Origin of the sequence: Streptomyces sp. NPDC048018 (genome assembly GCF_043202995.1) — a bacterium.
GTDB lineage: Bacteria > Actinomycetota > Actinomycetes > Streptomycetales > Streptomycetaceae > Streptomyces.
Map to the genome: position 1 here is coordinate 1 of NZ_JBIDBK010000003.1, position 12,944 is coordinate 12,944.

Genomic DNA, 12,944 nt, shown 5'->3' on the forward strand with positions numbered 1-12,944 from the left:
GCGACCGAGATCCTCGGACGCAATGTCATCCCCGATCACTGGACGTTCCAAGTCGTCGAGGCCTACGAGCGGACCTACTACGAACCCTTCAAGGAACTCGAGCGGCTCGCGGTCTCCCGCCTCGCCGGAAGCAGGAACCACCTGTACGAGGCACGACTGAAGGAAGCCCGGCGTACGGCAGGCCACCCCGATCACACATCCGGCCCCGGCTGACATCGCGGACGAGGAAGCACGACGGCCGCGTGTTCCTCCGGCGAGCCGCACGAGGGTGCGCGAGGCCTCGGCAGCCACGCCTTCGCCCTTCGGCCTCCTGTCCGCAATCGCCCCGGCAGAGGGAGCCCGGACCGTACGCGTGACGGGCACGGTCCGGGCGTCGCAGCGGGCGCAGAGCGCCCCACTCGAAAATGCCGAGGTCCCGCCGGAAGGTCGTAGCCCAGGCCCTGAAAGGGCGGCGGCAAAGGAGACCGCTGAGGTGTCTCGGCGCACCTGGGCATTCACCGGCTTGGCAGCGACGCCGACGAGGTGCTCTCTTCGTTGGCGGCCCGTCGACAGGGCCGGTGCGCCGGCTTCGGGCCCGGTGGCGACGGCCATGTGCGGCGGCGGAGCCACGGACCGGTTCGATGCCGCAAGCACGGGCGCCCCCGGCGCCGGTGACATCGGCGGCCGCCGCCCGGCGATACCGCGCCGCAGTCGCCTCTCGGGAAGACGACGCGCCGACGTCTCGCCAGGTCGAGCCCTGCACACAGGAGCTTCGCCGTGCGCTGCCGCCGCCCGCTCACGCGAGAGGCGGCGCAATCCGCAGGATGCTCTCCTCTCCGTCAGCCCTGGGCGGGCCTACCTGCAGCGCCGGCGTGCGCAGCGCCGGTCCGCCGACGAGGTCTACCGAGCGGCCGCCGCGACCGCGGGGCACTCCGTGCGGCAGGCCGAGCGGTATGCCGTCGCCCGAGCGGTCCACCGGCCCCAGCAGAGCGACTGGGCTGGGGGACGCGGCGAGAACGTGGCCAACGACGCCTCCCCCGTCCCGCCGTCGCAGGTGCCCGCCTTCCGGGCGCCGTCGCTGCCCTTGCCGACCCCGCCTGTGGCGCCGCCGTGGAGGTCACCGGGCCGTGGGCCCCGTACTCGTTCGCCTCCCCGGAGGCCGCGGGGGCACAGGGATCGTCATGTGCTTCTCCACTGACCGGCAGGATCCCGGGCACACCCGTCCGGCCGCCCTGACCGATCTCCTCGACCCGCTCCTCAACGGCGGCGCCGTGCTCACGAAGACGTGGTGCTGAGCTTCGCGGACGTGGACCTGGTGCACATGCGGTGTGTATGACGACGTGCGGAGTGGACAAGCGTTGGCCATGAGGCCCGTACAGACATCGAAGCAGGACAACGACGACCGGCTGCCGGACTCGCACCGAGGCGAGGCCGCCGGGCCGGACCGACGCGTCGAGGAACGGGCGCCGGACCGGCCGGCGAAGCTGCCCAAGCGCGCATGGAAGGCAGTCCTGCGCGGGACGCTGAAGGAGTTCAGGGACGACGAGCTGGCCGACCGTGCCGCTGCGCTGACGTACTACGGGGTGCTCGCGCTGTTCCCCGGTCTGCTGGTCCTCGTGTCGCTGCTGGGTATCGCCGGTGAGTCGGCCACCCGGCAGATCCTGCACAACCTCCAACGGCTCACCCCGGGCGCAGCGCGCGATGTGATCAGCAACGCGGTTCGGCAACTGCAGGGCAACGCAGGGCTCGGCTCGCTGCTGGCGGTCGTGGGCCTTGTCGTCGCGATCTGGTCCGCCTCCGGATATGTCGCGGCGTTCATCCGCGCCTCGAACGCCGTCTACGAGGTGCCCGAGGGCCGTCCGCTCTGGCAGGTCCTCCCGCTGCGCCTCGGCCTGACCCTGGCGCTGATGGTCCTGGCGGTCGCGAGCGCGCTGATCGTCGTCTTCACCGGCAGCCTGGCACAGCAGGCGGGTACGGCCCTGGGCGTGGGCGACACCGCCATGACGGTGTGGTCGATCGCGAAGTGGCCGGTGCTGCTCGTACTGGTCGCAGCCATGATCACGCTGCTGTACTGGGCCGCACCGAACGCGAAGGGCCGCGGCTTCCAGTGGGTCACCCCCGGCAGTTTCCTGGCGCTCGCGATCTGGATGTGCGCCTCGGCCGGTTTCGCGTTCTACGTGGCGAACTTCGGCTCGTACAACAAGACGTACGGCACCCTGGCCGGCGTGATCATCTTCCTGGTCTGGCTCTGGATCACCAACCTGGCCGTCCTCCTGGGCTTGAAGTTCAACGCCGAACTCGTCCATCAGCGCGCCATCGCCGGCGGGCAGCCCGAGGACGAGGAGCCCTATGTCGAGCCCCGGGACACCCGGGCCTGGAGCGACGAAGACCGTCGCCGTCTCGAGTGAGTGGTACGTCCGTCGCACGGCCTCATGACCAGGGGCCGCGGCGCACCGGCCGGCCTGCTCTCACCACAACCCCGGGCCTGTCGCCTCAACGCGGTCACCTGGCATCCCACGAGAATGCCACGCGATCCACTCCACGCCTCGGCACCATCCATAGGTCCCTGGCGGGCACCCCGGGCTGATGGTGCACAGCGCCGGACGTGCCGTGAGTCCGAAAGACGCCGGGGGAAGGGTCCGCGCCCAGGAAGGCCTGAGCGAAGGCGGTGCCTTCGATGACCACGGTCCCAGTCACGGAGGACACGGCTCCTCTGCGTCGACGCCGTTCCCACACCTGCCGACGGCGCTCTCGGCCCGACAGGTCATGCGGGCGGTCCCGGGACCGCCGCCGAGGGCATAGGAGCGCCGTCGAGGGCGGCGAACGAGAGGGCCCACGCCGCTGGCGTCGCCGACTGTGCGCGGCTCGGCCTTGTCGTGCCCAGGGTGATGTCGCCCCCGTCGGCGTCTCCCCCACGACGGCACTGAGCCCTCCCGAGGGCGTCACCAGACTGCGACGCAGGAGCCGTGCGCCATCTGCTGCGCCGGAAGGCCCGTACTCACCAGAAGGGCGACGTCGCTCTCCTGCCCGAATCACTGCGCGCGCGACTGCTGGCGCACGCCCGCCGCTACGGAGACTCCGACAAGCGGGGCCGCGCAGAACGGTGGTTGGCACCTCCACGGGCCTGACATTCCCTCCCTGGTCGCAAGATCCCGGGGATACAGTGGCCGCACGATCGCCCTGTGCCACGCGGGCCACGCTGCGGCAGCGGCGCCACAGAGAAGGACACACGCCCATGCAATCCTTCGGCCCGGACATCCTCGCTCGCGCCGACCAGCTCACCGAGGCCTACGTCGAGATCTTCACCGCCCCGCCCTGGGAGCACCGAAGCGCCGAGGCCACCGGGGCGGCGTTCCGGGAACGGCTGGAGGCAGATGCGCACCGGCCCGGATTCCGCGCCGTGCTGGCCATGTCGGAGGAGGGCCGAGTGGACGGCTTCGTCACGGGCTGGATCACCCAGGCCCCGTTCCGGTCCGATCGTGCCTATGGGCAGGTGACCACGCGTCTCGGTGCCGATCGCGTGAGCGAGCTCCTGATCGGTGCCTTCGAGATCGACGAACTCGGCGTACGGCCCGATGCCCGCGGCACCGGACTCGGCCGACGGCTGCTGTCCTCGCTCACCGCCTCCGCACCCGACGGCAGGGCATGGCTGCTGACCTGGGACCAGGCGCACGACACACTCGCGTTCTACCGCCGTGCCGGCTGGCGGGAGCCCGAGCCGTTGCCGGGCAACGAGACAGACGTCCTCGTGTTCCTCTCGCCGGAGGTGAGATCCCCAGCCGCACCGGGGCAACTCGCCGGCCCGTACGCCGAGTAGCCGGGGGCGGTCGCGTTTCTCGGCTCTGCCAGACACGCGGGCCGCAACAGACAGGTCGCCTTCACGGGCAGCTCCCTGGATCTCCTCCCCCGGCAGGCGCGCCGCGCTCGACGCCATGGCACACGGGCATGCGGCGGTCGTCGGCATCGAGTCCCGGACGTCCCGTAGAACAGCACAGCGCTTCCCGGGTGTTCGCCATCCGCGACGGGCGTGGACCTGCGCCGGTCCGGGATCGGTCTGGCCGGCGCGGTCGGCTGCCGGAAGCGCGTCCGCCTGCCCCGGGGCCCCGAACGGGGCGCCGGGGCAGGCGGGTTCATCTGGGTCCGGCTGGTTCCGCGGCTACAGGGTGCGGGTCAGGTGGTCGGTGAGCAGCCGGGTGAAGCGGGCCGGGTCGGGGAGGTCGCCTCCTTCGGCGAGCAGTGCGCTGCCGTAGACCAGTTCGGCGATCTCGGTCAACGCGGGGTTCTCGGCGTCCGCGTCGTGTGCGGTGCGCAGGGCGGTGACCAGCGGGTGGGCGGGGTTGAGTTCCAGGATCCTCTTGACGGGGGGCATCTGCCGGCCCATGGCCCGATACATCCGTTCCAGCGCGGGCGTCACGTCGTGGGCGTCGCCGACGATGCAGGCGGCCGAGGTGGTCAGGCGGGACGACAGGCGTACCTGCTTGACGTGGTCGGACAGGGTGGTGGTCAGCCAGGGCAGCAGGGCGGCGAAGTCCTGCTCGCGCTGGGCCTTTTCGGCGTCGGTGTCCTTCTCGCCGTCGGCGGTGTCGTCGAGGTCGACCTGTCCCTTGGCGATGGACTGCAGGCGGTGGCCGTCGAAGCCGGGGACCTGGTCGACCCACACCTCGTCGACGGGGTCGGTGAGGATGAGCACCTCGTAGCCCTTGGCGGTGAAGGCCTCCATGTGCGGGGAGTTCTCCACCGTGGCGCGGGTCTCGCCGGTCAGGTAGTAGATGGTGTCCTGGCCGTCCTTCATGCGCTCGACGTACTCGCGCAGCGTGGTGGTCTTCTCCGGGTCGTGGGTGGAGGCGGCCGACACCAGCTGCAGCAGGGCCTCCGTGTTGTCCGTGTCCTCGATCAGGCCTTCCTTGAGCACACGGCCGAACTGGTCCCAGACCTTCGCGTAGCGCTCGGCGTCCTTGGACTGCATGTCCTTGAGGGCGCCGAGTACCTTCTTGACGAGGCGTCGGCGTACGCCGGCGATCTGGCGGTCGTGCTGGAGGAGCTCGCGGGAGACGTTCAGCGAGAGGTCGTGGGCGTCCACGACACCCTTGACGAAGCGCAGGTAGTTGGGCATGAGCGCTTCGCAGTCGTCCATGATGAACACCCGCTTGACGTAGAGCTGTACGTCGCGCTTGGTCTCACGGGAGAACAGGTCGAAGGGCGCCTGCGAGGGGATGAAGAGCAGCGCCTCGTACTCGAAGGTGCCCTCGGCGCGCATGTGGATGGTCTCGGCCGGGTCGAGCCAGTCGTGGCTGATCTGCTTGTAGAACTCGTTGTACTCGTCCTCGCTCACCTCGGCGCGCGGGCGGGCCCACAGCGCCTTCATCGAGTTGAGCGTGTCGAGGCCGGACGACGGGGTGGAGCCGTCGGCGTCGGTGGGTTCGGCAGCCATCCGGATGGGCCAGCGGATGAAGTCCGAGTACTGCTTGACGATCTGGCGGATCTTCGACGCGGACAGGTAGTCGGCGATCCCGTCCTCACTGTCGACGGGCTTGAGGTGGAGGGTGACCGAGGTGCCGACGGGGAGGTCGTCGACGGTCTGGATGGTGTAGGAGCCCTCGCCGTCGGACTCCCACTGGGTCGCGGAGTCGGTTCCGGCGCGCCGGGTGCGGACGGTGACCTTGTCGGCGACCATGAACGCCGAGTAGAAGCCGACGCCGAACTGGCCGATCAGGCTCTCGGCGGTGGTGGCGTCCTTGGACTCCCTGATCTTTTCCAGCAGGTCGGCGGTGCCGGACTTGGCGATCGTGCCGATGAGTTCCACGAGATCGTCCCGGCTCATGCCGATGCCGTTGTCACGGACGGTCAGTGTGCGGGCGTCTTCGTCGATCTCCAGCCGGATGTGCAGGTCGCTGGTGTCGGCGTCGGGGAGGCTGCCGGCCAGGGATTCCAGCCGTAGCTTGTCCAGGGCGTCCGAGGCGTTCGAGATCAGCTCGCGGAGGAAGATGTCCTTGTTCGAGTAGATCGAGTGGATCACCAGGCGGAGCAACTGTCGGGTCTCGGCCTGGAAGTCCAGCGTCTCGACGCTGCTGGTCATGCGGGATCCTTTCAGCGGAAGGTCATGAACGGAGGGGACTCGGGCATTGTGCCGTCGTCGGCGATGGTGCGGAGGCGGGGTGGACCGCGCCCGTGGGAGGAGACGCCGCGTGGTGGCGTCAGTCTTCGGTGGAGGCTGTGGTGGCGCGCCGGGCTTCGAGCGCGTCGAGGGAGTCGACGAGACCGGTGTGGCGGGCGTCGAGGTAGGGACGCATGCCGGCGAGGGGTGCGATCAGCTCGGCGGCGTCGGCGGCGCCGAGAGCGGCCTGCAGGGCGGCCTGCGCGGAGCGCGCCTCGGGGCCGAGATGGGCGAGCGCGGTGATCTGTCCGGCCAGGCGGCGCAGGTCGGCCGCGTTGGCGCGGGCCCAGGTGGCGGCGGTGCGGTCGGCGGCGCGGCGTTCGCGGGTGGCCTGGACACGTTGCTCGCCGGTGGTGCCGGCGGGGCCGGGCCGGCCGCGCAGGTAGCGGCGTTCGGCGGCCTGTCTGCTGGCCACGCCGAGGGGCTGGGCGAGGTCGGCCCAGCTGGCGCCCGCGTCGCGGGCGGCTTCGATCAGGCCGGTCTCCCAGCCGGCGAGCCGCTCGCGCACCTGCCGCAGCAGCATCAGGGAGGCCAGCGCCTGCTCGGGGCCGGGCCGGTCGGCGTCGGGGGTCTCGTGCTGGGCGTCGCGCAACGCGTCGTCTATGGCGGCCAGGGCTGCCGCGGCAGCGAGGAAGGACGCCGGGCTGTGGGCCTCGGTACGGGTCGTGGACGGCTGGTCGGCTGCGGTCACGGGCACCTCCCTCGGAGAGTCATCAGGTCGACGACATCGTGTTTGTCATCCATTGGATGACATGTTACAACAGTGTCAGTGCAGCGCATTGGCAGCAACTGCTCGAACCATGCTGGAGGTGTTTCACGATGTTGATGCGCACTGACCCCTTCCGTGAGCTGGACCGGATGGCACAGCAGCTGATGGGCCCGGGCACCTGGTCCAAGCCGTCGGTGATGCCGATGGACGCCTACCGCGAGGGCGACGAGTACGTGGTGGCCTTCGACATCCCGGGCGTCTCCGCGGACGCGCTCGACATCGACGTCGAGCGGAACATGCTGACCGTCAAGGCGGAACGCCGCCCGACAGTGAAGGCCGACGACGTCAAGATGGAGCTGTCCGAGCGGCCGCTGGGCGTCTTCTCCCGCCAGATCGTGCTCGCCGACACCCTGGACACCGAGCGCATCCAGGCCGACTACGACGCCGGCGTTCTCACCCTGCGCATCCCGATCGCCGAGCGCGCCAAGCCCCGCAAGATCTCCATCGGCGTCGGCTCCGGTCGCAAGGAGATCTCCGGCTGACCCCGGCAGGTCCGGAACGGGTGCGGAGGACGGCCGTCCGATCTCCCCCTCCCCCGCCCTCCGCACCCCCGTGGAACCGACGACACCAAGGGGTGGCGCTGATGACCCTGCGACACGAAGCGTTCCTCGACCGCGTGAAGGAGCGCGGCGAATACGGCACGACGGAAGAAGCCGAGCGGGCGGCCCGTGTGGTGCTCGCCCTGCTCGGCGCACACCTGGTCGGCGACGTGCGCGCCCAGCTCGCGGCACGCCTGCCGGAAGGCTTCGCCCTGATCCTGCTCAACCCGCTGCAGAGCGCCGAGCCGCTCTCCCCCGAGCGATTCGTCCGTGCGACCGCGGCCTGGATCGAGGGGGCCACCGAGCAGACCGCGACGTGGGACGTCAGCGCCGTACTCTCCACCGCGGCCGACACGGCCGGCGAGGAACTGACCGGGCAGATCCTCCTGCAGCTCCCCGCCGGATACGACCTTCTCTTCGGCCGCCCCCAGTCCATCTGACCAAGACCGGCAGTGCCGTGTCCGGCGCTGCCGACGGCTCCCGAAAGGCATGCCCCGCAGTGATCACCGACGCGCGCGTACCGCTTGAGCACCAGCAGCCGTACTCGACGGCGTACGAGCAGATGCTGGAGAAGGTCCGATACGAAGGCGCCTATCCCACCCGTGAGCGTGCCGACGAGGCCGTCCGCGCGGTGCTCGCCGGACTGGGGCGTCAACTCACCGGTGACGAACGGGTCGACCTGGCACGCTCCCTGCCCCTGGAGGCGGCACGGGTGCTCACCGCGCAGATCCCCGACACCCGGCCGCTGACCGGATGGGCCTTCGTCAAGGACCTCGCCACCCGTTCCGGTGCGTCCCTGGCCACCACCCGTTGGGACACCGGCTCCGTCCTCGCCGCCGTCACCGCCCACGTCGGCGCCGACCTGGTCGCCCGCATCGTCCGGCAGCTCCCCACCGGCTGGGCCTTGCTGTTCGGCCAAGCGGAACTCACGCCCGCCGCGTAGGCGTCGGGACACCCGCTCGGGGCGGGCGCGACCCACCCACTCCTCGGCGACGTGAACGGGCGCGGGGAGCGCTGCGCCCCGGCCCGCCCGCCCCGGCCTCCTGCGGGCTTCACCAAAGCACGTAACGTACGGTACATTCGGCCACTGGGTGACCCTTGCCTGTACCGCAGGTCGGCAAGGACCGCCGGGGATCGACGGGTGATCCTCTCCGTGACGAGGGGTGCGCCGCCACGGCGGGGCCGGTGGCGCAGCCGTTCTGCCGGGCATCGGAGCACGGGTGTCACCCGACACCGTGAAGGCTCGCAGGAGCCCGCAGAGCGTGAGGAAGGACCGACATGGGCGGCACACTGGCCGACGAGATCCGCAGTCGACTCGGCGAGCTCAGCCCTGCTGAACGGAAGGTCGCCCGGGTCCTGCTGGCCGGTTATCCCGCGGCGATCTTCGAGACGGTCGCCACGATCGCGGACCGCGCTTCCGTGTCCGCTCCCACGGTCCTCCGCTGCGCTTCCCGGCTCGGCTACCGCGGATTCCCCGACCTGCAGGCGGCCCTGCGCGCCGAGCTCGAGGCCCGTCATGCCTCACCCATCACCCTGTACGAGAGCACGGGTTCGGCCACGAGCCAGGAGCCGTCCCCCGGACAGCAGGGCGAGGGCGCCCATCCGGTCGCGGGGCGGTCCCTGGCCCTGGTGCAGCAGGCCCTGTCCCAGACCTTCGACGAGATCTCACCTCATGAATTCGGCCATGCGGTCAAGCTCCTGGGCGACCCGCGCCGCCGCATCCATCTCACGGGCGGGCGGTTCACCCACCTGCTCGCGGAGTACCTGGGTCTGCACCTCATGCAGTTCCGCGACCAGGTCGCCTTCGTTCCGGACCGGGATGTCGAGCGTGCGGCGTTCCTGACGCAGCTGGCACGTCGCGACGTGACCGTCATCTTCGATTACCGGCGCTACGAGGACGACAAGGCGGTCATCGCGGAGCTGGCACGGGAGCGCGGCGGGAAGGTCATCGTCTTCACCGATCCGTGGCTGTCCCCGAGCGCCAGCCATGCCGACGTCGTGCTCACCAGTCAGGTGAGCTCCGACTCCCCCTACGACAGCCTCACTCCGACTCTCGCGCTGATCGAGTCCGTCGTCGCGGCCACCCTGGGCGAACTGGGCGCCGACGCACACCAGCGGATGAAGGACGCCGAGGCCGTCGCCAGGCGCACGGGCCTTCTGTGATGACCGCGGCGTCCTCCAGAGGACCGCGAGGGACTCAGTCGAGCGCCCCGTTGACGGTCGCCTTCGGGATCGCGATGTTCGGGACCGCGTACTTGTTCAGGATCTTCAGATAGGAGCCGTCGTCCATCAGCGACTGCAGGGCTGCCCGCACCGCTTCCTTGAGGCCGGCGTGGTCCTTGGATATGCCGATTCCCATGGGTGAGGCGCTGTACTCGCCGACCGCGGCGCGGCCCGTCACGGTGGAGAAGGCCTTGCCTCCGTCCGCGGTGGAGGCGACGTACGCGGCCGTGACCTCGTCGAGGTAGTCGGCGACGACCTTGCCGCTGCGCAGGGCGAGCTGGGCCTCCGAGTCCTTCGAGAAGGTGAGGATCTCGATGGGCGGGAGACCCTTCGCCGCGCAGAGCTGCTGACGCTGCTCCAGGAGCTTCTGGTGATTGGTTCCGGTCTGCACGCCGACCGGCTTGCCGCACACGTCGGTGACCACGGCGATCTTGGCCGGATTGCCCTTGCCGACGAGCCAGCCGGGGCCCGCGTTGAGGTAGTCGACGAAGTCGACGGACTTCTGCCGTGCCTTCTTGTCGGTCATCGCGGACATGACGGCATCGAACTTGCCGGCCTGGACGGCGGGGAGGATGCCGTCGAACTTCTGCGGCGCGAAGTCGAACCGCACGCCGAGCCGAGCGCCGATGGCCTGCCCGAGATCGAAGTCGATGCCGGTGATCTGCTTGCTGCCCTCCTTCTCGTACATCTCGAAGGGCGGGTAGGGAATGTCCGTGGCCACGCGCACGGTCCTCGTGGCGCGGATGCGCTCGGGAAGCATGGCGTGGAGCTTCGGGTCGGGCTTGACCGTGAGACCGGGCAGCACCGTGACGGGGCCGTCCGTCGCCGGCTGGGCACCGCCGGCGGCAGGAGTGCCGGTGTCGGTGCTGCAGGCGGACACGAGCAGGGCGGCGACGGCGGTGAGGACAACGGCCGGTGCGGCGTGCGAGCGCATGACGGAACTTCCTTCTGTGGGTGTGTCGACTGGGGCGGTACGCGGCATCTCCGGGGCCCGGGCGGTTCAGACCAGCTGGATGCGGCGCGCGGTCTCCTCGCCCTGTTTCATGTGGCGGTGTGCGTCGTCGCCGAGCGAGGTGACGAGCGCGGCCACCAGGGTCTCGACGACGGCCAGCGTGGGAACCAGGCTGTCGTACGGAGAGGGTGCGTCGACTCGGTGCGACAGCACCACGTCGGCGTGGGCGGTGATGGGGGAAAGCCACATGTCGGTGAACACGATGACTTTCCCGCCGCTCTCCCTCACCAGTTGGGCGATGGCGAGCTTGTCCTCCTCGTAGCGCCGGTAGTCGAACACCACGGCGACGTCGCGCTTGGTGAGCGTGGCCAGCAGAGCCGTGCGTTCCACGTCCCGGTCGGGGAGGAAGCGGATGTCGTCGCGCAGCTGCATCAGGTGCAGGCCGAGGTAGCGCGCGAGCAGGTGGGTGAACCGGCCTCCGACGAGGGTGATACGGCGCCGGCGGTCGGACAGCAGGGCGAGCGCACCCGCGAAGTCGTGCCGCGGGATGCCGGTGAGGGTCTGGGTGAGGGCTTGGGCGAAGAGTGTGCTGCTCTGCGCGACGATGCCGTCGGTCGAGTGTCCGAAGGCTCCGTCTCCGGCGGTCGTGTAGAGCGAGAGCGGTGAGGCGGTGCGCGCGTCGAGTTCCCTGCGCAGGGCGGCCTGGAAGTCGGGGAACCCCGTGTAGCCGAGGCGGGTCACGAAACGGAGGACGGTGGGTGCGCTGACGCCGGCGCGGTCGGCGATCGTGGCCACCGTTTCGAATCCTGCGGACGGGTAGGACGCGAGCAGGATGCGGGCGACCTTCCGTTCGGCCGGCGCCAGGATGCCGAGCCTGCGGCGGATGTCTTCGGCGATGGGGCTGGGAACCACGGGTTGCTCTCTTCAGTCCTGCGTGGGGCGAGGGGTGTTGCGCCGGCCGTACGCCGTGGGCCCCGGGGCGTGCGCCGCTCTCGCCCCCCGGGGCCGTCACCGCGGGGCGCGGGACCGGGTCACCTGGGCGCGATGCTGATGCCCATACCGATCAGGGTCTGCGCGGTGGCACCGTCGCCGGTCCAGGCGGAGAAGCTCCTGGTCTTGCGGAAGGTGACCTCGAAGCGGGGGCCGGACTCGAACGTGGTGGCGGTCGCGGTGTTCTGTGCGCGGGTGGCGGCGAGCGCGCGGGCGGTGGTGCGCCAGGCGTAGGGAGTGCCGTCCGGGTCGGCAGGCGAGAAGAAGACGTCGGTGTTGGCGGGCACCGGCTCCGTGCTCGTGGGGGTCAGGGGGCGCTTGCCCGGTGCGGGCCGGGGGGCCCAGGTCCGGGCGTCGTACTGGTCCTTGTCGGTGAGGTAGGTGTAGCGGGCGCCGCGGAGGGTCCAGCCGGAGGCGGACGTGTGGGCGTGGGCGTCGCGGAGGTCGAGGACGGCGACGCCGTTGGGCCCGAGCACGGTGAGTTGTTCGCGGCGGGTGCCGGGGTGGTCGACGACCAGGGCGGTGTTCTCCTCCAGGGCGTAGACGCGATCGTGTCCGGTGTCGGCGGCGAGGCGGAGAGCCCGTCCTTCGCGGCCGTAGGCCCCGGTGTGGGTGTCGATGAGTCCGGAGCGCAGGAAGCCGAAGCCGCCCTCGGGGATGTAGGCGAGCCGGGCCGGGTCCTCGTAGTAGCCCGGGGCGCTGCCGTCGCGCAGGCCTTCGTAGGACTCGCCACCGCTGACCATGTCGGCGCCGGAGGCGATCTGGGCGCCGGCGGAGGATCCGGCCACGACCGCACCGTGGGCGAGCTTGCCGCGGATGGCGGCGAGCACCTTGGAGTCGGTGTGCCGGTCGCCGTGCAGGAGGGTGGTGAGGTAGCGGTACTGGTCGCCGCCGCCGAAGAAGAAGCCGCTCATGGAGTTGATCCGGGCGACGACGGCGTCGGAGTCCGCGTTCGCGACGTGGTCGGTGTCGAGGGGGATCCACTCGGCGTCGGCCGCCCCGTGCTTCCTGAACAGGTCGGCGTAGTAGGCGCCGTTGCAGGCGGAGTTGCTGCACAGGTCGGGGTCGCCGGCGTGGGGGTCCTGGCTCTCGGGGACGGACGCGGCGGTGATGACCCCGATGCGGGCGGTGGCGCCTCCCGCTCGCTTGATGATCTCTCCGTACACCTGGGTGTTGTCGTCCTTCAGGCCGCCTCCGACGAGGACCAGGGAGCCGCGGGGCGTCTGGGGGCGGTCGCCGTGGGCGTGCGCCGCGGGGGCGGTGGCGAGGAGGGCGAGGGCGATACTGCCTGCGAGAACGGTGCGGCGTGCGGTGCCGGGATGTGCGCGCATGGTGGCT

The 12,944-nt window shown here is 70.7% G+C and carries 11 protein-coding genes and 1 pseudogene; 7 read left to right on the forward strand and 5 right to left on the reverse strand.

From position 1 onward, the window contains the following. From ACGF1Z_RS11430 to ACGF1Z_RS11440, 3 genes and pseudogenes are all read left to right on the forward strand, one after another. Positions 1-213: pseudogene (locus tag ACGF1Z_RS11430) on the forward strand (hypothetical protein); the annotation flags it as partial. Positions 214-1,343: 1,130 nt separating this feature from the next. Further along, positions 1,344-2,387 (forward strand): YihY/virulence factor BrkB family protein, encoded by a 1,044-nt coding sequence (locus ACGF1Z_RS11435; RefSeq protein ID WP_393002499.1) that lies wholly within the window; start codon positions 1,344-1,346, stop codon positions 2,385-2,387. An 827-nt stretch (positions 2,388-3,214) separates the two neighbouring features. Beyond that, on the forward strand, positions 3,215-3,796 hold the full coding sequence (locus ACGF1Z_RS11440) for a GNAT family N-acetyltransferase (protein WP_393002501.1): 582 nt from the start codon (positions 3,215-3,217) through the stop codon (positions 3,794-3,796). A 339-nt stretch (positions 3,797-4,135) separates the two neighbouring features. Here ACGF1Z_RS11440 and htpG read toward each other — a convergent pair whose 3' ends face one another. Then, positions 4,136-6,055: a molecular chaperone HtpG gene (gene htpG, locus ACGF1Z_RS11445; RefSeq protein WP_393002503.1), complete on the reverse strand. Its 1,920-nt coding sequence runs from the start codon at positions 6,053-6,055 to the stop codon at positions 4,136-4,138. 118 nt (positions 6,056-6,173) lie between these two features. Beyond that, the gene (locus tag ACGF1Z_RS11450; protein ID WP_393002505.1) at positions 6,174-6,824 is read right to left on the reverse strand and encodes a type III effector protein; all 651 of its coding nucleotides are present in this window, start codon (positions 6,822-6,824) and stop codon (positions 6,174-6,176) included. Positions 6,825-6,952: 128 nt separating this feature from the next. On the opposite strand from ACGF1Z_RS11450, the gene ACGF1Z_RS11455 reads away from it, so the two are divergent. From ACGF1Z_RS11455 to ACGF1Z_RS11470, 4 genes are all read left to right on the forward strand, one after another. Further along, positions 6,953-7,384, forward strand: coding sequence for an Hsp20/alpha crystallin family protein (locus ACGF1Z_RS11455; protein WP_393002507.1), 432 nt, complete (start codon positions 6,953-6,955; stop codon positions 7,382-7,384). Between the two features lie 101 nt (positions 7,385-7,485). Then, on the forward strand, positions 7,486-7,881 hold the full coding sequence (locus tag ACGF1Z_RS11460) for a DUF2267 domain-containing protein (RefSeq protein ID WP_393002509.1): 396 nt from the start codon (positions 7,486-7,488) through the stop codon (positions 7,879-7,881). Between the two features lie 59 nt (positions 7,882-7,940). After that, positions 7,941-8,384, forward strand: coding sequence for a DUF2267 domain-containing protein (locus ACGF1Z_RS11465; RefSeq protein ID WP_393002511.1), 444 nt, complete (start codon positions 7,941-7,943; stop codon positions 8,382-8,384). A gap of 335 nt (positions 8,385-8,719) precedes the next feature. Next, on the forward strand, positions 8,720-9,604 hold the full coding sequence (locus ACGF1Z_RS11470) for a MurR/RpiR family transcriptional regulator (RefSeq protein ID WP_393002513.1): 885 nt from the start codon (positions 8,720-8,722) through the stop codon (positions 9,602-9,604). Positions 9,605-9,638: 34 nt separating this feature from the next. On the opposite strand, the gene ACGF1Z_RS11475 is transcribed toward ACGF1Z_RS11470, so the two are convergent. The 3 genes from ACGF1Z_RS11475 to ACGF1Z_RS11485 form a co-directional block, all read right to left on the reverse strand. Then, a complete protein-coding gene (locus ACGF1Z_RS11475; RefSeq protein WP_393002515.1) occupies positions 9,639-10,598 on the reverse strand; it encodes an ABC transporter substrate-binding protein in 960 nt (319 codons plus the stop codon). Positions 10,599-10,664: 66 nt separating this feature from the next. Further along, on the reverse strand, positions 10,665-11,528 hold the full coding sequence (locus ACGF1Z_RS11480) for a MurR/RpiR family transcriptional regulator (protein ID WP_393002517.1): 864 nt from the start codon (positions 11,526-11,528) through the stop codon (positions 10,665-10,667). Positions 11,529-11,647: 119 nt separating this feature from the next. Further along, positions 11,648-12,937 carry a cyanophycinase gene (locus ACGF1Z_RS11485; RefSeq protein WP_393002519.1) on the reverse strand — a complete coding sequence of 430 codons (1,290 nt, stop codon included), beginning with the start codon at positions 12,935-12,937 and terminating at the stop codon, positions 11,648-11,650. Between the last annotated feature and the right edge of the window lie 7 nt (positions 12,938-12,944).

Coding starts and splice junctions, on each gene's coding strand:
- ACGF1Z_RS11435 (WP_393002499.1), top strand. CDS start 1,344: ATGAGGCCCGTACAGACATCGAAGCAGGACAACGACGACCGGCTGCCG.
- ACGF1Z_RS11440 (WP_393002501.1), top strand. CDS start 3,215: ATGCAATCCTTCGGCCCGGACATCCTCGCTCGCGCCGACCAGCTCACC.
- htpG (WP_393002503.1), bottom strand. CDS start 6,055: ATGACCAGCAGCGTCGAGACGCTGGACTTCCAGGCCGAGACCCGACAG.
- ACGF1Z_RS11455 (WP_393002507.1), top strand. CDS start 6,953: ATGTTGATGCGCACTGACCCCTTCCGTGAGCTGGACCGGATGGCACAG.
- ACGF1Z_RS11460 (WP_393002509.1), top strand. CDS start 7,486: ATGACCCTGCGACACGAAGCGTTCCTCGACCGCGTGAAGGAGCGCGGC.
- ACGF1Z_RS11470 (WP_393002513.1), top strand. CDS start 8,720: ATGGGCGGCACACTGGCCGACGAGATCCGCAGTCGACTCGGCGAGCTC.
- ACGF1Z_RS11475 (WP_393002515.1), bottom strand. CDS start 10,598: ATGCGCTCGCACGCCGCACCGGCCGTTGTCCTCACCGCCGTCGCCGCC.
- ACGF1Z_RS11485 (WP_393002519.1), bottom strand. CDS start 12,937: ATGCGCGCACATCCCGGCACCGCACGCCGCACCGTTCTCGCAGGCAGT.